This window comes from Lentzea atacamensis, from assembly GCF_003269295.1.
Taxonomy (GTDB): domain Bacteria; phylum Actinomycetota; class Actinomycetes; order Mycobacteriales; family Pseudonocardiaceae; genus Lentzea; species Lentzea atacamensis.
In genome coordinates, this window is the sequence record NZ_QLTT01000001.1 from 551,188 (window position 1) to 568,370 (window position 17,183).

17 protein-coding genes and 1 pseudogene are annotated in these 17,183 nt (G+C 69.8%); 11 read left to right on the forward strand and 7 right to left on the reverse strand.

All coding sequences use genetic code 11. The features are described from left to right. Positions 1-82 precede the first annotated feature (82 nt). On the reverse strand, positions 83-337 hold the full coding sequence (locus C8D87_RS02850; RefSeq protein WP_109636645.1) for a hypothetical protein: 255 nt from the start codon (positions 335-337) through the stop codon (positions 83-85). A gap of 47 nt (positions 338-384) precedes the next feature. Next, positions 385-2,163: a hypothetical protein gene (locus C8D87_RS02855; RefSeq protein WP_112225421.1), complete on the reverse strand. Its 1,779-nt coding sequence runs from the start codon at positions 2,161-2,163 to the stop codon at positions 385-387. Between the two features lie 135 nt (positions 2,164-2,298). On the opposite strand from C8D87_RS02855, the gene C8D87_RS02860 reads away from it, so the two are divergent. The 7 genes from C8D87_RS02860 (at position 2,299) to C8D87_RS49075 (ending at position 8,536) form a co-directional block, all read left to right on the forward strand. Continuing rightward, a complete protein-coding gene (locus tag C8D87_RS02860; RefSeq protein ID WP_109637063.1) occupies positions 2,299-3,288 on the forward strand; it encodes a LacI family DNA-binding transcriptional regulator in 990 nt (329 codons plus the stop codon). A gap of 14 nt (positions 3,289-3,302) precedes the next feature. Next, the gene (locus C8D87_RS02865) at positions 3,303-4,898 is read left to right on the forward strand and encodes an FAD-dependent oxidoreductase (RefSeq protein ID WP_112225422.1); all 1,596 of its coding nucleotides are present in this window, start codon (positions 3,303-3,305) and stop codon (positions 4,896-4,898) included. A gap of 13 nt (positions 4,899-4,911) precedes the next feature. Beyond that, on the forward strand, positions 4,912-6,120 hold the full coding sequence (locus C8D87_RS02870) for an ABC transporter substrate-binding protein (protein ID WP_112225423.1): 1,209 nt from the start codon (positions 4,912-4,914) through the stop codon (positions 6,118-6,120). Beyond that, entirely contained in the window at positions 6,117-7,004 is an 888-nt protein-coding gene (locus C8D87_RS02875; RefSeq protein ID WP_233441870.1) for a carbohydrate ABC transporter permease, read from the forward strand. The genes C8D87_RS02870 and C8D87_RS02875 overlap by 4 nt, the downstream gene beginning before the upstream one ends. Continuing rightward, positions 6,994-7,827 (forward strand): carbohydrate ABC transporter permease, encoded by an 834-nt coding sequence (locus tag C8D87_RS02880; protein ID WP_109636641.1) that lies wholly within the window; start codon positions 6,994-6,996, stop codon positions 7,825-7,827. The genes C8D87_RS02875 and C8D87_RS02880 overlap by 11 nt, the downstream gene beginning before the upstream one ends. Before the next feature lie 60 nt (positions 7,828-7,887). Continuing rightward, positions 7,888-8,169: a hypothetical protein gene (locus C8D87_RS45005; RefSeq protein WP_146771607.1), complete on the forward strand. Its 282-nt coding sequence runs from the start codon at positions 7,888-7,890 to the stop codon at positions 8,167-8,169. A gap of 187 nt (positions 8,170-8,356) precedes the next feature. After that, positions 8,357-8,536: a hypothetical protein gene (locus C8D87_RS49075; RefSeq protein WP_411711352.1), complete on the forward strand. Its 180-nt coding sequence runs from the start codon at positions 8,357-8,359 to the stop codon at positions 8,534-8,536. On the opposite strand, the pseudogene C8D87_RS47380 reads toward C8D87_RS49075, so the two are convergent. After that, positions 8,535-8,768: pseudogene (locus C8D87_RS47380) on the reverse strand (Ppx/GppA phosphatase family protein); the annotation flags it as partial. The gene C8D87_RS49075 and the pseudogene C8D87_RS47380 sit on opposite strands and share 2 nt — an antisense overlap. A 361-nt stretch (positions 8,769-9,129) precedes the next feature. Between C8D87_RS47380 and C8D87_RS02895 the strand changes: the two are divergent. Further along, positions 9,130-9,387, forward strand: coding sequence for a hypothetical protein (locus C8D87_RS02895; protein ID WP_211337548.1), 258 nt, complete (start codon positions 9,130-9,132; stop codon positions 9,385-9,387). Between the two features lie 13 nt (positions 9,388-9,400). On the opposite strand, the gene C8D87_RS02900 is transcribed toward C8D87_RS02895, so the two are convergent. From C8D87_RS02900 to C8D87_RS02910, 3 genes are all read right to left on the reverse strand, one after another. Beyond that, positions 9,401-9,913 (reverse strand): hypothetical protein, encoded by a 513-nt coding sequence (locus tag C8D87_RS02900; protein ID WP_112225424.1) that lies wholly within the window; start codon positions 9,911-9,913, stop codon positions 9,401-9,403. Next, complete coding sequence (locus C8D87_RS02905) at positions 9,903-10,682, reverse strand: thermonuclease family protein (protein WP_112225425.1); 780 nt, start codon at positions 10,680-10,682, stop codon at positions 9,903-9,905. Before C8D87_RS02905 ends, C8D87_RS02900 begins: the two co-directional genes overlap by 11 nt. A gap of 291 nt (positions 10,683-10,973) precedes the next feature. Then, positions 10,974-13,262 (reverse strand): M28 family peptidase, encoded by a 2,289-nt coding sequence (locus C8D87_RS02910; protein WP_233441871.1) that lies wholly within the window; start codon positions 13,260-13,262, stop codon positions 10,974-10,976. 175 nt (positions 13,263-13,437) lie between these two features. On the opposite strand from C8D87_RS02910, the gene C8D87_RS02915 reads away from it, so the two are divergent. From C8D87_RS02915 to C8D87_RS02925, 3 genes are all read left to right on the forward strand, one after another. After that, complete coding sequence (locus C8D87_RS02915) at positions 13,438-13,995, forward strand: VanZ family protein (protein WP_112225426.1); 558 nt, start codon at positions 13,438-13,440, stop codon at positions 13,993-13,995. Positions 13,996-14,079: 84 nt separating this feature from the next. Further along, the gene (locus tag C8D87_RS02920) at positions 14,080-14,739 is read left to right on the forward strand and encodes a response regulator transcription factor (RefSeq protein ID WP_112225427.1); all 660 of its coding nucleotides are present in this window, start codon (positions 14,080-14,082) and stop codon (positions 14,737-14,739) included. Next, on the forward strand, positions 14,736-15,836 hold the full coding sequence (locus tag C8D87_RS02925; protein ID WP_112225428.1) for a sensor histidine kinase: 1,101 nt from the start codon (positions 14,736-14,738) through the stop codon (positions 15,834-15,836). Before C8D87_RS02920 ends, C8D87_RS02925 begins: the two co-directional genes overlap by 4 nt. Here the strand turns inward: C8D87_RS02925 and C8D87_RS02930 are convergent. Then, positions 15,803-16,990 (reverse strand): serine/threonine-protein kinase, encoded by a 1,188-nt coding sequence (locus tag C8D87_RS02930; RefSeq protein ID WP_112225429.1) that lies wholly within the window; start codon positions 16,988-16,990, stop codon positions 15,803-15,805. The genes C8D87_RS02925 and C8D87_RS02930 overlap by 34 nt on opposite strands. Positions 16,991-17,183 lie beyond the last annotated feature (193 nt).

Genomic DNA, 17,183 nt, shown 5'->3' on the forward strand with positions numbered 1-17,183 from the left:
GCTCCCTTCGCACGGGCACCCGGCCGGGTCACCCGACCAGGCAATACCCGGTGCGGGCGACCTTCACACGGATCTCACGGCACTAGGAGACCTGACGCAGCTCGCGGTCGCTCGCCACGAGGTGTTCCCACGTCCGCCCACGCTGACTGGGAGGGGCCGACCCGTCCGCGGTGCACACCGGGTACACCAGACCGAAGGGAACCGGTTGATCGAATTCGTCACCGGTCCGGACGTCCACCAGACGACGCACGTGTGCCATCACAACCACTCCCTCGCGTGTGAGCGGCTTCAGCCGTGGGTTTGGGATCACCGAATACCCGGCGAGCAGCACGAACATGCGTTGTACCGTTGCGACATAAGAGTGAAAGCACTGTCCATTGTGGACTAACGCACGGAGATCGTCAGGGCGAACGTGCCGTTGTGAGGAACCGTCAGGATGTGCATCCTCCGGCCGGGATAGGTGATCGTCGACGCCGGCCGCAGTGACGGATTCAGCTCCTGCGCCCAGTCGAACCGGAACGTCACCCTGCCGCGGGTGAGCGTGAGCCCGCGCGAGTCGAGCGCAGTGGTGTCGGAATCCCTTACCACCAACGGAATCTGCTCGGTCGCGGCCGCGTTCGCCCGCACCGACCGCGTGATCCGGTCGCCCACGGTCACCTGGGTGACCACCGAGCCCGACGGCGTCCGGTAACGGAACCGGTACGGCTCACCACCGAGGAACTCGGCCTGCTGCGGTCCGTTCGAGTCCGGGACCTGTCCCGGGAACACGGTCGCCCAGCACGCGTGGTTGTTGTTGTTCACGGACTGCACGATTGTGCCCGCGACCGGGTGCCACAGGAACGTCAGCCCGGTGCGCGCCAACGAGGTCGCCCGCCGCGTTCCGAAGTACCCGCCGAGGTAGAACTGAGGCCTGCGCACGAACAGGAAGTCCTGTCCTTGATCACTGCGCCGCTCGGTGAAGTGCGCCCGCTGGTACGGCAACCGCGCGATCGCCGCTGTCCGTTCGGAACGGCTCGGGTAGCGCTCGCCGTAGATCGCGTGGGCCAGGATCCGCGGTGACGTGTCGGGCTTGGTCAGTGCCGGCACCGGAGCCGGGTCGGCGGCCCACTCGGCTCGTGCGGCGGCGAGGTCCTCCCGGCTCGGCACGAACGCGGCCAGGTCCGGCACCTCCGGCACGAACTGGTTGTTGAGCGCGGTCCGTTCAGGATCGGGCCGGACGTCGGCGTAGAACTTCGAGGACGTCCGCGAGTTCGGCGCGATGTTCGCGAACCAGCCGGACCCGTCCGGTTCACGAACCAGGTTGTAGCCGAGCCAGCCGGTGTACTTCCGCGCCATGTCGACGAGGTTCGCGTCCCCGGACTGTCGCCACGCGTCGGCCAGCTCCGGCAGCATCACCTCGAAGTTGTAGTTGGTGTCCGCGCCGCTCTCCTCGTAGAAGTAGCCGGCCGGACTCTGCCCCGTCGCCGCCAGCCGTGCGAACGCCTCGGTCAGCCGCTGCCGCAGCACGGGATCCGGGTCCTGCTTCAACGCGAGCGCCGCCCCGGCGAGACCGGCTGCCGTCTGGTTGGCCCAGGTGAGCGGCGACTGCCAGACGGTGCCGTTCGAGCCGTTGAGGAACCACGTCATCGCGAGCCGCAGCGACGCGGCGATCTGGGCCTGCCGTTGAGGCAGCACCCCGGCCCGGCGCAGCAAGGCGTTGGTCTTGCTCAGGTAGCCCATGGCGAACCCGGTCGCCGCCAGTGAGTGTTGATCGCGCGAGTACTCCGGCCACGAGCCGTCGGCGTGCTGCAGTCCGAGGTAGTGGCCGAGCCCGGCGTCGAGCGCGGCGAGCAGGTTCGCGTTGCCGCGGTAGGGGTTCCACGAGCGGGACTGCGTGGCGAACCACGCCAGCGTGTACACGTGCTCCTGGACCCGGGCGTTGTAGGACGCCGCCGGGTTGCGCCACCAGCCGCCGGCGAAGAAGCCGCCCGGCTCCATGTCGGCGACCATCGGCGAGACCAGCATCAGGTACGGCGCGAACCGTTGCTCCTCCGGGGCGAACGAGCGCCGGTCCGGCGTGACGGGCGGCGGCGCGGGCAAGGCGTGCGCCGGCACGGGCAGGGCGGCGAGCAGTCCGATCGCGGTGGCACCGGTGATCAGGCTGCGACGGCTGAATGCGTTCACGGGCCTACCTCCTTGGCCGAGCACCCTCGCTCGCCCGGCTGCGGCCCGTCAAGATGCTAATTCGAATTATTGCAGGCTTGACTGCTCGCGGTACGGTGTCGCAGACTCCCTGCCAATTCGAATTGGCAGGTGCTCATGGCCAAGAGGCTCACCCAGCAGGACATCGCGCGGATGGCAGGCGTCAGCCAGGCCACGGTGTCGCTGGTGCTCAACAACCGGCAGGACGCCGGGGTCCGCATCGCGCCGGAGACACGGGCGCGCGTGCTGGAGGTGATCCGCAAGACCGGCTACGTCGCCAACCCGATCGCGCGCAGGCTGCACGACCATCGCAACCGCATCCTGGGCGTCTTCACCTACGAGGCGGTGTTCCCGAGCACCCGCGCGGACTTCTACCAGCCGTTCCTGGAGGGCATCGAAGAGCAGGCCGAGGAGGCCGGGTGCGACCTGCTGCTGTTCACCAGCGCCAAGGCCGCCGGTGGCCGGCGGCGGATCTTCAGCGACGACAGCAGGATCCGGCTCGCCGACGGTTGCGTTCTGCTGGGTCGTTCCCTCGACCGGGACGACCTGGCCCAGCTGCTGACCGAGGGCATCCCGTTCGTCTCGATCGGACGCCGTGACGACGCGGGCGGCCCGGTGCCGCACGTGGGCGCCGACTACCCCGCCGCGGTGCGGGACCTGGTGGACCGCGCGGTCGCGCTCGGCCACCGCAGGTTCGCCTACGTCGGCGCGGGCACGGGTGCCGAGTCCTCGGCGGACCGGTTGCGCGGCTTCCGCGAAGCCGTTGCGGCACACGGGGTCGAAGGCACGCACGTACCGTTCGCCGGACTCGGTCAGCTGCTCGACGCGGGCATCACCGCCGTGCTCGCCGAGGAAGTGTCCGACGGTGCCGCTCTCGTGCTCGCCGCCCGTGAGCGCGGCCTGTCGGTCCCGGGAGACCTGTCGGTGCTCGCACTGGGCGCGGCCACCCGGCCCGCTCCCAGGGACGTCGATCTGACCGGGTTCACCATCCCGCGGCGCGAGATGGGACGCCGGGCGGTGCAGGCGCTCACCGAGGTGCTGGAGAAGGGCACCACCCCGCAGGAGTTGCTCGCCTGCCGGTTCGTCGAGGGCTCGACCCTCGGTTGATCAGGAGGAAACCTTTGCCGGACAACACAGACGTCGTCGTCATCGGCGGCGGGCTCGGAGGCGTCGCCGCCGCACTGGCGTTGCTGCGCGCCGGTCGCCGCGTCGTGCTCACCGAGGAGTTCGCCTGGCTCGGCGGCCAGCTCACCAGCCAGGCCGTCCCGCCGGACGAGCACAGCTGGGTGGAACGCTTCGGCGTCACCGCGAGCTACCGGGCGTTGCGCGACGGCATCCGCGACTACTACCGCCGCCACTACCCGCTGACCCCGCAGGCACGGGCGTGGCGCGAGCTCAACCCCGGCGCGGGCAACGTCAGCAGGCTCTGCCACGAACCCCGCGTCGCCGTGGCGGTGATCGACGAGATGCTGGCGCCGTACCGCGGCAGCGGCGCACTCACCGTGCTGCAACCGTGCCGGCCGATCTCCGCGCGCACCGACGGCGACCGCGTCGTGTCGGTCACCGTGGAGCACAACGGGGAGCACATCGAGCTGTCCGCACCGTACATCCTCGACGCGACCGAGACCGGCGAGCTGCTCCCGTTGTCCGGCACGGAGTACGTGACCGGCTTCGAGTCCACGTTGGACACCGGCGAGCCCAGCGCGCCCGAGACCGCGCAACCGGCCAACATGCAGGCGATGTCGGTGTGCTTCGCGATCGACCACGTCGACGGCGACCACACCATCGACAAGCCCGCGCGCTACGACTTCTGGCGCGACTACCAGCCTCCGTACTGGGGCGACCGGATGCTGTCGTTCCGCTCCCCCGACCCCCGCACGCTGAACATCGCCGAACGCACCTTCACCCCGAACCCGGACGACGACCCGCTGTCGGTCGTCTCCGACCAGCGGGTCAGCGCGGGTGACAGCAACCTGTGGACGTTCCGCCGCATCGCCGCCCGGCGCAACTTCGTCGACGGCGCCTACGAGAGCGACATCTGCCTGGTCAACTGGCCGATGATCGACTACTTCGAGTCGCCGGTGATCGACGTGCCCGACGCGGCGCGGCACATCGCGGCCGCACGGGAGCTCTCGCGTTCGGTGCTGTACTGGCTGCAGACCGAGGCACCGCGCGCGGACGGCGGCACCGGCTTCCCCGGCCTGCGGCTGCGCGGTGACGTCACCGGCAGCGCGGACGGCCTGGCGCAGGCGCCGTACATCCGCGAGTCGCGGCGCATCAAGGCGGAGTACACGATCGTCGAGCAGGACCTGTCGCTCGCGGTGCGCGGCGACAAGGGCGCGGTGCAGCACGCCGACGCCGTGGGTGTCGGCATGTACCGGATCGACCTGCACCCGTCGACCGGCGGCGACAACTACCTCGACGTCGCGAGCTGCCCGTTCGAGATCCCGCTCGGCGCGCTCATCCCCCAGCGGGTGGAGAACCTCCTGCCCGCGGGCAAGAACATCGGCACCACCCACATCACCAACGGTTCCCACCGGCTGCACCCGGTCGAGTGGAACGTCGGCGAGGTCGCGGGCGCGCTCGCGGACTTCTGCCTGGCGCACCGAGTCACCCCTCGCGCGGTGCGCAACACCCCCGGCCTGCTCGCGGACTTCCAGCACCGGCTGGAACGCGACGGGGTCGAGCTCCGCTGGCCGGACGTGTCCGGTTACTGATCGGGAGACGACGATGACAACGCTGTCACGCCTCACAGCTCTGATTCTTGCCGCGCTGCTCGCTCTCACCGCGTGTAGCGGATCCGCCACTTCCGGCTCCAAGTCGCTGCGCATGACCGTGTGGACCGCCAACGAAGCGCATCTCAAGCTGCTCAACGAGATCGCCGCCGAGTACAAGGCGTCGCACCCGGACATCACCGAGATCAAGTTCGACTCGATCCCGGCCGACGGCTACACCACCACGCTCACCACGCAGATCGCCGGCGGCAACGCCCCAGACCTGGCGTGGATCCTGGAGGAGTCCGCGCCGGACTTCGTCGCGTCCGGCGCGCTCGCCCCGCTGAAGGGCAAGATCGAGAAGGCCGACGAGCTGGTGCCGTCCGCGGTGAGGTTGTGGGAGAAGGACGGCGAGCTCTACGCGTACCCGTTCTCCACCTCGCCGTTCGGGCTCTTCGTCAACACGAGCCTGATCAAGAACGTGCCCGCGCGGTGGACCTGGGACCAGGCGATCGCGGCCGCCGCTTCGAGCAAGGGCCTGGTGCTGCCCGACTTCAAGTACCAGAACTGGGCGGTGCTCTCGGCGATCTGGCGCGGCTGGGACGCGAACGCCTGGAGCGACGACGGCCGGTCCTGCGGCTTCTCCAGCCAGGAGATGAAGGACGCGATGTCGTTCGTCCACAAGGCGATCTTCACCGACAAGGCGATCCCCGGCCCCGGTACGACCGTGGACTTCTTCGCGGGCAACGCGGCGATGGCGATCAGCCAGATCTCGCGGGCAGGAGCGTTGAAGGACGCCGAGTTCACGTGGACGCTCATGCCGCTGCCGTCCGGGCCCAAGGGCGACTACGCGGTGATCGGCCAGGCCGGTGTGGGCGTGCTGAAGCGGTCGAAGAACGCCGAGGCCGCCGCGGACTTCCTCGGCTTCTTCACCAACGAGGCCAACTCGGCCAAGCTCGCGCAGTTCTTCCCGTCGGTGCGGTCGTCGTTGCTCAACGCCGAAACGCTCGCCAAGAGCAACCCGCTGATCCGGCCGGAACAGCTGCAGTCGGTCGTGGTCGACGGCATCAGCAAGGGCGTGGTGAAGCCGAGCCACCAGGGCCAGGAGGAGCTGAACCAGACCATCCGCGCCGCGCTCGACCCGTTGTGGAAGCCCGGAGCGAACGTGTCCGCCGTGCTCGACGACGTCTGCACGAAGATCAAGCCGTTGCTGGAGCGCAAGTGACGTTCTGGACGTATCGCAGGCGCGACAACCTGGTCGGGTACCTGTTCGTCGCGCCTGCCCTGCTCGGCAGCCTCGCGTTCGTCCTGGTGCCCCTGGGTCTGGTCGGCTGGTACAGCCTCAACGAGTGGAACGTCCTCGGCGGCACGTTCGAGTTCATCGGCGCCGAGAACTACCAGCGGCTCCTGGCCGACGAGAAGCTGCGCTCGGCGCTGGTCGCCACCGCGTGGTTCGCCGCGGGCCTGGTGGTGCTGAACCTGTCGCTGGCCCTGCTGCTCGCGGTGCTGCTGAACCAGAAACTGCGTGGCACCACCATCTTCCGCACGCTGTTCTTCTCCCCCGTGCTGGTCTCGCTGGTGGCCTGGACGCTGGTCTGGCAGCTGATGCTGCAGCCGGAGGGCAGCGTCAACGGCCTGCTCGGGTTCTTGGGCGTCGACGGCCCGAACTGGCTGCGCGGTGACACCACCGCGATGATCTCGGTGATCGTCGTGCAGGTGATCAAGAACGTGGGCCTGAACATGGTGCTGTTCCTGGCCGCCCTGCAGGGCGTGCCGGCACCGCTGTACGAGGCGGCCAAGATCGACGGCGCCGGCCCGTGGACCAGGTTCCGCCGCATCACGATCCCGCTGATCAGCCCGACGATCCTGCTCACGTCGATCATCACGATCGTCGGCTCCCTGCAGGTCTTCGCGCAGATCGCGGTGCTCACCCAGGGCGGCCCCGGCACGTCCACGACGGTGTTGATCTACTACCTCTACCAGCAGGCGTTCCAGTTCCACCACTTCGGCTACGGCGCGACGATCTCGGTGCTGCTGTTCGTCATCGTCGCAGCCCTCACCCTGATGCAGTGGCGGATGCGCCGGAAGTGGGTGCTGCATGAGACGTGACGTCATGAAGCGCAAGGTGGCGCTCTACGGACTGTTGTGCCTGCTGTGCGTGCCCTTCGTGTTCCCGACGTGGTGGATGGTCACCTCGTCGATGAAACCGATCAGCGAGATCTTCTCCGAGTCGCTGCTGCCGTCGGAGCCGACGTTCGCCACGTACTCGCAGGTGTTCCGGATGCAGCCGTTCGGGCAGCAGTACTGGAACAGCCTCTACATCGCGGTGGTCGTCACCCTCGGCACCATGGCGGTCGCGGCGCTGGCCGGGTACGCGTTCGCGCGCATCCGGTTCCCCGGCCAGAACGTGCTGTTCGTGGTGGTGCTGACCGGCCTGCTCATCCCGAGCGAGGTGACGATCGTGCCGCTGTTCCAGCTGTTCCAGTCGCTCGGCCTCACCAACACGCACTGGCCGCTGATCATCGTGCCGATCTTCGGGGCGCCCTGTGTACTCGCGATCTTCATCATGCGCCAGTTCTTCATCGCGCTGCCGCCGGAGCTGGAGGAGGCGGCGCGGATGGACGGCCTCGGGCGCGCCGGGATCTTCTACCGGGTGGCGTTACCGCTGGCGCGTCCCGCACTGGGCGCGGTCGCGATCTTCACGTTCCTGCACTCGTGGAACCTCTACCTGGAACCGATCGTGTACCTGTCCACTCCGGACATGTTCACGTTGCCGCAGGCGCTGACCCAGTTCGTGGACAACTACGGCGGTCCGATGTGGAACGTGCAGCTGGCCGCGGCGACCATGACGGCCGTGCCGATCCTGGTGGTGTTCGTGCTGGCGCAGCGGCAGTTCATCGAAGGCCTGGCGCACACGGGCGTGAAGGGGTGAGCCGACTCGAATCGCCTGGTTTGGCCACCGCCCGCAAGGGGTGGGCCAGCTTCATGGCCAGTGTGGACGCCGGCCCGCCGGCGGACCGGGAGCGCTCCCGGTGAGGGGCCACCTCGCCACGGCAGCGCAGACGTTCGCCCGCTGCGCAGGCTCGGCGTGGACGGCGGGCATCGGCACGCTGGTCGTGCCGGGGCTGCTGACCACGGCATCGTCACGGGCTTCCCGCACTGGTGGCAGGTCGCCGTCTACTCGACCGGTGCGCTGCTCAGCCTGCTCGTGCTGTTCACGATCCAGGAACAGGAGCAGCTGGCCGAGGCGAGGGAGGACGGCCAAGCCCGCTAGGGGCCTGTGTCGAAGTCCGTCGTGAGCCTGGCCAGGAGTCTCACCTGAATCCCCGGATCTCGTCGTGGGAGAGCGTGCCCCGCAACGTCGTCGCCACGTCCAAAACCTTCAAGCAGCTCGCCCGGCTCGCCGGTGCGCCACCGCACGTGAGGGCCCGTTCGTGCGGCGCACCCTCACGGTGGACGACGTGCGCGACTGGATTCCCAGGCTGGCGAGGATGTCCGCGGCGCAGCGGGCACGTCTGCGGGGCGTGTCGCAACCCAGAGCCAGGCAGATCCTCGCCGGGGCCGTGGTCGCGCACGCCGTGAGCGCAGCCGGTCGGCCACCTCGCTCAGGGTCTCGCGCACGTACCGGCGCAGCTCCTTGACCTCGGAGCGCTTCGGCGGGTCGTGGGGCAGCATCGCGCGCGTCAGCCGCCCGGCGGCCAGCGGCAGCGACAGCGCCAGGTACGGGTCAGCGTCGCGGCCGAGTGCGATCTCCATCGACCCGCCGCCGATGTCGAACAGCAGCAACCGCGCCGCCGACCATCCGTACCAGCGGTGTGCCGCCAGACAGGTCGGCCTGGCCCCCTGCTCACCGTCGAGGGACTGCGGCCGGATGCCGACGACCCGCTCGACGCGTCCCGCACAGCCGACGTCGCGAACGGGTACAGCTGGTCGACGCCGTGCCTGGCCGCGGCGGTCACCGCGTCCGCGACGGCCCTGACGACCCGTTCGACGCCGTCGTCGCTGATCGACCCGTCCGGCCGGATCTCCTCGCCGAGCAGGGTGGGTTCCTTCACCGCGTGGGCGGGCAACGGCGGGGCCCCGGCCGCACGTCGACGATCTGCAGCTGCGCGGAGTTCGACCCGATGTCCAGCACACCAAGACGCATGCATCGCACATACCCGGATCCGGCGCCGGCCGGTTTCCGTCGCGGGCTCGCGGGTAGCCGACCGCCATGAGCACGGATGTTCGCGTCATGACCCTGGCAGACCACGAGTACGCCGCCGAGGTGCACGAGGGCACCGAGACGACCACGCACCACGTGGTGCTGTCCGAGGCGTTCCTCGACGATCTCGCGCTCGTCGAGCCCGACGAGTCCGCGCTGGTCGGAGAGATCATCCGCTATCTGCTCGACCGGGAGCCGAACACGGCCGTCCCGCGCGAGCTGGACCCCGCCGCACTCGTGGGCCAGGACCCGGAGTTCCTGCCTGAGCTGCGCCGTCGCCTGACCTGAGGGGGCGCCGCCCTCAGCTGAGCAGCTCCGCGATGTGCACCACCTGGTGACGCGGCCACGTCTGTCGCGCTCCACCGTGGAAGACCACGCGCACGTCCTCCCCGGACGCCACCTCGATCACCAGGCCGATCGGCCCGATCGAGCCGCACAACCGGACCAGGTCGCCCGGCTCCAGCTCGTGCGCGTGCTTCCTCACGATGTTGCGCGCCGAGGACGAAGGCCTCACGTACGCGGTGTAAAGCCACCACAAACCACCGCACAGCAATGGAGTCGCGAGTACCAGAACGCCTGCCAGCACGGGAGCCGTGTTCACCAGGACGGCCGCTCCGACCAGTGACCACAGCAGGCCGGCCAGCGCGGCGACGGACGCCGAGTGCACGGGGTGATCGCCGACCTGCAGCCAGCCCGTCGTGCGCACCCACCCGGCCTCGGTCAGGCCGCGCGGCCGCTCGCCGTGCGCGAGGCTGGGTGCGGCACTGACGTCGGCCGGTTTGCTGAACAGGTCGATGCCGTTCTCAGTCAGCACGTCGCCACCTCAGCTGGTTCCTGCCGTTGCGGGTGCAGACCATCTCCTCGCCGTCCCGGTTCGTCCGCCGCGCGCCCTCCTTGAAGCACACCTTGCCCAGCAGGATGCCGTCCCACTCGTCGTCGTCGGACGACGGTGGAGGGAGCGGGGTGAGCGACAACGTGGGCCGTGGCGGCGCCGAGGGCTCCGGCGCGGTCGTGGTCGTCGTGGCCGTGGTGGTCGTGGTGGGCACTGAGGACGAGGGCGTGCTGGAAGGCGTCGCCGTCGAGCTGTTCAGGATGCAGTCGGCAGACCACAGGCCGCGGCGTTCCTGACGAGCGGCCGACTCGACCGGCGCGAGCTCGTCGCGGGCCGCCGGATCCGCCCGTGCCACACCGTCGTGCACGATGGTCCGCGCGTAGTCCGCGCCGTTCGGCAGCTGGACGTCGACCGCGATCAGATCGACTCCCGGATCGACGTCGTTCTTCACGGTGAGCCGCACGGTCTTGCCGCGCAACAGGTTCTGCGCGGTGGTGCGCGACTCCGCCAGCCAGCAGTCCGCGACCCGGCGCAGCCCGGCGACCCGCGCGTCGAAGGACAGCCCGGTCGCGAGCTCCACACCCTCGAACAAGTCCACATCGGACACCGTGTGGACGGTCACCTCGAAGGAGTCGCCTCTGTGCACGGAGGGGGCGCGTCCGGCTTCCTCGCGTTTGCGCGGACCCGTGTCGCCACCGGCGAAGCCGGCCGCACCGGTGGTGGCGAGCACGGTGAGGACACCGAGGCACATCACGGTGAGCCTCGTGCGCTGGCCGGCACCCCACCAGAAGCGGCGAACGAATCCCGGATTCGGTTGTCCACCTGTGGGTTCGACTGGGCTCGACAACGGCGTTCCCCCTGCGTGATGAGCGATCGTCGAGGCAGTGTTATCGCTCACAAGTGGACCGTCAAGAACGCAAAACGGTTCAATCCATTATCCCGCTATATTTCACAGCGGCCGCGAAGTGATTGCTTCCGCACGCGGCCGCGCACGCTGTGCGCAGAGCTCGGTCGTCCCTGCGCACAGGGTGTGCGGACCAGGTCAGACGGCCGGGTTCAGGTCGAGACTCCACCTGTCGATCGTCCCGACATCCGCTTGTGCGACGTCACGCACACGAAGCTTCCACGTGCCGTTGGCGGACTCGGTGGACACATCGACCGTGTACGTCTGGTTGATGTTGTCCGCGCTCCCGCCGCCGCGGTTGTGCAACGAGTACGCCGTGCCGTCCGGGGCGATCAGGGACACCGTCAGGTCACCGATGTAGGTGTGCCGGATGTTCACCGCCACCGAAGCCCTGGCAGACGGTGCCACCGGGCAGCCGGAGATCACGAGGTCGCTGTCGACGGCGGCACCGGCGTCCGGGATGGCGACGTCGTTCGGGTTGGTGCCCGAGCAGCTGCCACCGCTGCCCCCGGTGACGGTCAGGCTGTAGGTGGTGGTGCGGGACACCGACCCGGCCGCGGTGATCGTGATCGGGAAGGTGCCGTTGACGGCCGCCGCCGTCGTGCTGATCGTCAGCGTCGAGCTGCCGCCGGTCGACACCGCGGCCGGGTTGAGCGAAGCCGTTGCCCCGGCAGGCAGCCCGGACGCCGACAGCTGCACGGTCTGCGGCTGCCCGGTCACGGTCTGGGTCTGCACGGTGGCCGAGGCCGACGACCCCGCCGTCACCGAACCGGAGTTCGGCGACACCGCCACGGAGAAGTCCGCGGCCGGTGAGCCGCCGACCGCCGACTTCCACAGGGTGTAGGCGATGCCGTCGACCGCGCGGTTGAGGTGGGTGTCGCTGATGTTGGCCGTGGTGTCGCAGGCCCGGTGGTAGCACGGGTCGAACGCGCTGCCGGCGGTGCCGCCCCACTTCGCCGCCTGGGCGGACGTCTTGGTGGCGCTGGCGCCCATGGCGTACCCGGACGCGGGGATGCCCGCGTTGGTGAAGGACGCGTCGTCGGAACGGTTGCGGCCCTCGGTGTTCTCCTCCGGCGACAGGCTCAGGGAGTCCCAGTAGGCCTTCATGTGCGCCGACTGGGTGGAGTTGATGTTGTTGATGAAGTAGCCGCCGTTGACCGAGCCGACCATGTCGAAGTTGTAGTAGGTCTTGATCTTCGTGCGTTCGGTGGACGGCAGCTGCGCGACGTAGAAGCGCGAGCCGTTGAGGCCTTGCTCCTCGTCGGTCCACCAGGCGAAGCGGACCTTGTTCAGCATCGTGGGGTTCGTCCGCGCGAGCACGAGCGCGGTCTCCAGCAACGCCGAGGAGCCGGAGGCGTTGTCGTTGATGCCGGGTCCCGCGGACACGGAGTCCAGGTGGGCGCCGAACATGTAGACGTTGCTCGCGTTGCCGCCGGGCCACTCGGCGATCACGTTCGGGCCGGCGCCCGTGGTGCAACCCGAGGTGCAGGGCTGCTCGGACACGGTGAACCCGGCCGCGGCGAGCTTGTCCTTCACGTAGGTCACCGACGCGCGGTAGCCGGCCGTGGTGGAACGCCGGTTGCCGCCGTTCTGCGAGGCGATCGTGGCGAACTGGGTCAGGTGCTGCTTGACCGCCGTGATGTCGATGTCGGGGATCTGCACGCCACCACCGGAGGTGACGGTCAGCGTGTAGGTCGCGGTCTTCGCGGTGTTGCCTGCAGCCCGGACCGTCACGGGGTAGGTGCCCGCGGGCGTCGAAGCGCTGGTGGAGATCGTCAGCGCGGAGCTCGCACCCGTCGTGACGGACGCCGGGTTGAACGACGCGGTCGCGCCGGAGGGCAGGCCGCTCGCGGTCAGCTGCACGGTTTGCGCCTGGCCGCTGGTGGTCTGCGTCTGCACGGTCGTGGTCGCGGACGATCCCGCCGCCACCGAACCGGACGCGGGCGACACGGCGACGGAGAAGTCGCCCGCCGGGGTGGAGCCGCCGAGGTTCAGCGACCACGAGTCGATCCGGCCGACGTCGTTGGCCGCGTTGTCGTTGACCCGCAGCCGCCACGTGCCGTTCGCGGTCTCGCTCGACAGGTCCACGGTGTAGGTCTGGTCGATGTTGTCCGCGGAGCCGCCGGTGCGGCTGTGCAACGGGTAGGCGGTACCGTCCGGGGCGACCAGCGACACCAGGAGGTCGCCGATGTAGGTGTGGACGATCTTCACCGGCACCGTGCTGGTGGCCGACGGCGCCGACGCGCAGCCGGCGATGGTGATCGGCGACTCCACCGTGGTGTTGTCACCGATCGCGACGTCCGTGTCGCTGGCGCCGGAGCAGGCCAGGTTCGCGGACGGTGCGGACGCGGCGGCGGCAGGGACGATCATCGCGGTCGCGATGGCTGTGGCCAGTGCTGTGGAGAGCAGGGGTCTTCTTCTTCGCACCGTTGGGCTCCTTCGCAGGGTTCGCAGGGTTTGGCGAACGTAGCGCCGGAGAACGCGGCCGACATCGGGTCGTTCGGATGGTTTGTCGTCACCATCGACGAGGTGTGCGGGCGTATCGCGGGCATATCGAAAACTGGATACGCCGCCACAACGACCAGTCGTCTTGGGTGAGGCCATGCTCAACAGCTGGCACGCCTGGTTCGGCACGTTCACCGGCGTCGCCGCCCTCACACTGCTCTCCCTGCCGGTGGCCGCGGTGACGGCCGCCGTCCTCGGCCGGCGCCGGAAGGCAGCCGGTACCGCGTCGCCGTGGCGGCTGTCGCTCGCCGACGTCGGCATGGTCCAGGGGACCGTACCGTGGGTGTGGATGGTGCTGTTGCCGGGCGAGCACCCCGGTGTCGAGCGCGGCCCGCTGAACCTGGTGCCGTCGCGGGACCTCCTGGAGATGGACACCGGCCAGGTCGTCGGCAACCTGTTCGTCTTCGCGGCGCTGGGGTTCTTCGCGCCGCAGCGGTTCGCGGCACTGGCGTCGGTGCCGCGCGTCCTGGCGCTCGCAGGCGGCTGGTCGGCGCTGCTGGAGATCACGCAGTACCTCTGGCTGGACCGGGTGTCCTCTGTGGACGACGTGCTCCTCAACGCGGCGGGTGCGGGGCTGGCCGCGCTGACCTCACGCCGGTGGTGGCGCCGCCCGGCAGAGGTGGCCGAAGCGGCGGTGATCTGCCGTGCCGCCTAGCGGCCGGGATTACGGCGGTCATCTGCCGCGCCACCTAGCGGCCGGGATACGGCGGCGATATACCGCCTTGCCTAAGGTGCGGGTATGCGCGTGCTGATCGTGGAGGACGAGCCGTACCTGGCAGAGGCCGTGCGGGCGGGGCTCCGGCTGGAAGCGATCGCCGCCGACGTCGCGGGTGACGGCGACACCGCACTGGAACTGCTCAGCGTCAACTCCTACGACCTCGCGGTGCTCGACCGCGACATCCCCGGCCCGTCCGGTGACGAGGTCGCGCGGCGGATCGTCGCGTCCGGCAGCGGCATGCCGATCCTCATGCTCACGGCCGCCGACCGGATCGACGACAAGGCCGCCGGGTTCGAGCTCGGTGCCGACGACTACCTCACCAAGCCGTTCGAGCTCCGTGAGCTCGTCCTGCGGTTGCGGGCGCTCGACCGGCGGCGCGCGCACGCCCGGCCGCCGGTCCGCGAGATCGCGGGCCTGCGGGTCGACCCGTTCCGCCGGGAGGTGTTCCGCGACGGACGCTACGTCGCGCTCACCCGCAAGCAGTTCGCCGTGCTCGAAGTGCTCGTGGCCGCGGAAGGCGGTGTCGTCAGCGCCGAAGAGCTGCTGGAACGGGCGTGGGACGAGAACGCCGACCCGTTCACCAACGCCGTCCGCATCACGGTCTCCGCCCTGCGCAAACGCCTCGGCGAACCCTGGCTCATCGCCACGGTGCCCGGCGTCGGCTACCGGATCGACGCGTGAACCGGCCTCCCGGGCTCAGCGCCCGCCTCAAGCTCACCCTCAGCTACGCCGGGCTCGTTCTCGTCACCGGCGCCGTCCTGCTGGCCCTGGTGTGGCTCCACCTGCTGCGCCACGTGCCCGACAACGCCCAGGGCCTGCTCGGGATCTCCCCCAACCGGTACCTGCTGTCGCGGATCTTCGGGCGCGCCGCCGCCGTCGCACTGGTTCTCCTGCTGCTGTTCGGCCTCGTGGGAGGGTGGATCCTCGCCGGCCGGATGCTCGCACCACTGCGCCGGATCACCGACGCGGCAAGGAGGTCCACTGCCGGTTCGTTGTCCCACCGGGTTCGGCTGCCGGGCCGCGAGGACGAGTTCCGCGAGCTCGCCGACGCGTTCGACACCATGCTCGACCAGCTCGAGTCCCACGTCGCCAGGCAGCAGCGGTTCGCCGCGAACGCCTCCCACGAGCTGCGGACGCCGCTGGCGATCACGCAGTCACTGCTCGACGTCGCCCGCAAGGACCCGGCGCACGACCACGGCGAACTCGTCGAGCGCCTCCGCACGGTGAACAGGAGAGCGATCGACCTCACCGAGGCTCTTCTGCTGCTCAGCCGCAGCGACAGCGGAAGTTTCGCCCGCGGAGACGTCGACCTCTCCCTCGTCGCGGAAGAAGCCACCGAGATGCTGCTCCCCCTCGCCGAAATGTGGAAGATCACGCTCGACGTCACCGGTGATGCGGCTCAGACCGTCGGCTCTTCCGCACTCCTGCTGCGCATGATGACGAACCTCGTCCAGAACGCCATCGTCCACAACGTCCCCACCGGCGGCACCGTCAAGATCCACACGGAGTCGCGGCGCCACGCGAGCGTGCTGCGGGTCGAGAACACGGGCCCGCCACTCCCGGCGGCGCTCGTCCCCACCCTCACCGAGCCGTTCCACCGCGGCGCCGAACGGACCCGCACCGACGAGCACGCCGGCGTCGGACTCGGGCTGGCCATCGTGCACAGCGTCGTCCGCGCCCACGACGGCGCCCTCGACCTCAGGCCCCGCTCCGGCGGCGGACTCGTCGTGACGGTCCGGCTTCCTCAGAAACCACAGCCCTCCGGCGACCACGTCTGATCACTCGCGTTGCTGCCGTCGGCCCGCACGACCCGCACCTGAACGCACAGCGCGCCGGGGGCGTAGAGATCGACCGACGGCGTCTCGACCGTGCCCGACTTCAAGTCGTCGTTGGTGCGCCAGGCGAACGTGTCTCCCGCCAACGGTGACTGGTAGGTCCACGAGAACCGGAGCGTTTCGCGGTTCACGCGGGTGACGCTGACCGTGACCTTGGGCGACGGCCCGGCCTCGGCTCCCGCGTTCTGCGGCTGCGCCACCGGGTTCTGCTGCGGCAGCGAGTCGTCCTTCAGCCACAGCACGCCACTGGTGCCCACCACGCCGGCCGCCACCGCGGCGGCACTGGCGTACACCGGCCAGCGCGACCGGCGGCGCGGACGCGGATCGGCCGGCGTGACCACGGCGTCCACAGTGGACCCGGCCGGAGCGGTCTCGTGGTAGATCTCCCGCAGCCGCAGCGCGAAGGCTTCCGCCGACGCCGGGCGCACAGCGGGGTCGGCCGCCATCGCCTGGCGCAGCAGGAGCTCCAGCGGCCGCGGTGCCCGGCCGGTCGGTGGCGGGCTGCCGTGCAGGATGCGCTGCTCCAACGCGGCGTGCGAGTTGTCGCCGCGGGGCAGCACGAACGGCGAGTGCCCGACGAGCAGGTGCCACAACGTCGCCCCGAGGGAGAACACGTCCGCACGCACGCTGTAGAAGCCGCTGGTGATCACCTCGGGTGCCGTCCACGGCAGCCGGTCCCTGCCGAGCACGCCGAAGTCGGTGAGGCAGGCGTTGCCGGCCTCGTCGAGCAGGACGTTGGCCGGCTTGACGTCGCGGTGCACGACCCCGGCCCGGTGTGCGGCCTGCAGCGCGTCCGCGATCTGCAAGCCGATGTCCAGGACGCGCTCGACCGGCAGCGGTGCGAGCGCGGCGAGATCACCGTTCGAGTAGTGCTTCATCACCAGGTACAGCAGTCCGGCGCGCGTGCGGCCCGCGCGGTGCACCACGACGATGCCGGGGTGGCCCAGCCCGAGGACCGTCCGGATCTCGCCCGCCCGCGGCGGGTCGGCGAGCAGTTTCACCGCGACCTCGCCGTCCGGGCCGCGGTAGAGATGGACGTTCTTGCCGAGCGGTCGGGCGTACCGGAATCCGGGGATCTCCGGTAACTCCTCTGTCATTCGCCACCTCGTTGCCGACGACTGCGGTCAGGTGGCCCCGCCCACCTCCGCTGACTGAGTAATCCACCCCGGCTCGACTGTCAACGGTCAACCGCCAGTTGAGACGACGGTTGCCACGAATTCGGAACCATCCGGCCGCCGACTCGCCGGTCGGCACACGTCCTGACGGGGCACCGCCCGCGGGTAGCGTTCA

Coding starts and splice junctions, on each gene's coding strand:
- C8D87_RS02870 (WP_112225423.1), top strand. CDS start 4,912: ATGACAACGCTGTCACGCCTCACAGCTCTGATTCTTGCCGCGCTGCTC.
- C8D87_RS02860 (WP_109637063.1), top strand. CDS start 2,299: ATGGCCAAGAGGCTCACCCAGCAGGACATCGCGCGGATGGCAGGCGTC.
- C8D87_RS02920 (WP_112225427.1), top strand. CDS start 14,080: ATGCGCGTGCTGATCGTGGAGGACGAGCCGTACCTGGCAGAGGCCGTG.
- C8D87_RS02915 (WP_112225426.1), top strand. CDS start 13,438: ATGCTCAACAGCTGGCACGCCTGGTTCGGCACGTTCACCGGCGTCGCC.
- C8D87_RS02850 (WP_109636645.1), bottom strand. CDS start 337: ATGTTCGTGCTGCTCGCCGGGTATTCGGTGATCCCAAACCCACGGCTG.
- C8D87_RS02880 (WP_109636641.1), top strand. CDS start 6,994: ATGAGACGTGACGTCATGAAGCGCAAGGTGGCGCTCTACGGACTGTTG.
- C8D87_RS02930 (WP_112225429.1), bottom strand. CDS start 16,990: ATGACAGAGGAGTTACCGGAGATCCCCGGATTCCGGTACGCCCGACCG.
- C8D87_RS02895 (WP_211337548.1), top strand. CDS start 9,130: ATGACCCTGGCAGACCACGAGTACGCCGCCGAGGTGCACGAGGGCACC.
- C8D87_RS02905 (WP_112225425.1), bottom strand. CDS start 10,682: ATGTGCCTCGGTGTCCTCACCGTGCTCGCCACCACCGGTGCGGCCGGC.